The sequence below is a fragment of the Brachyspira catarrhinii genome, assembly GCF_005518285.1.
Lineage (GTDB): Bacteria > Spirochaetota > Brachyspiria > Brachyspirales > Brachyspiraceae > Brachyspira > Brachyspira catarrhinii.
The window spans coordinates 1-601 of record NZ_SJDU01000719.1 but is presented as its reverse complement, the minus strand read 5'-3'; the positions used below and the strand labels follow the sequence as shown (position 1 = coordinate 601).

The following is a 601-nucleotide window of genomic DNA, read 5'->3' as shown; positions in this document are numbered from 1 at the left end:
AATAAATTCGGTTTAACTCTTAAAAATCTTATTAACTTAAATCATATTATCTTCAGTTTATAATTTTCTAATCTTCATTAATTACTTGGAATAACCCATTGAGTTCCCTCCAACACACTTGTAACTTTTATATTAATCTTGTTATCAGCCAATTCGTAAGCGTCTTTCATAACAAAGGTTAAACTAAAAGTAATTGATTTATCATCTCCAGATACGCTTGCAATATCGTTATTAAATGTTGCATCCGTAAAGTAGTTTACAAATGCAGCACTCCTTTTAAGTCTATTCATAAATTGATTTACCTTTTTACTCATATCATAACTAAAGACACTATCAGCAGTAGTATTTTTATAGATATAATATTTGCCTGTGTTATCATAAGAATCATATTGAAAGATACTCTCGTTATTAGCATCTGCTTCATCAGTTAAAAGAATTTGAGCTTCTCTTAATGCCTCTGCTACAAATTGAATTTCTGTGTCTCCTGCAGTAATTTCTTGAGCATGCGTCAACTTCACTTCAACGGACAAAGTTTGAGTATTGTTTTTCAAAGTTTTATCGTCTGCCGTAAAAGTGAAATTAATCGTAATCGTTCTTACGG

The 601-nt window shown here is 30.3% G+C and carries 1 protein-coding gene; it reads right to left on the bottom strand.

Annotation, left to right across the window (positions count from 1 at the left end; translation table 11 throughout):
• Window positions 1-77: 77 nt before the first annotated feature.
• A partial coding sequence (locus EZH24_RS13175) for a hypothetical protein (protein ID WP_236847274.1) occupies window positions 78-601 on the bottom strand: 524 nt, incomplete at its 5' end.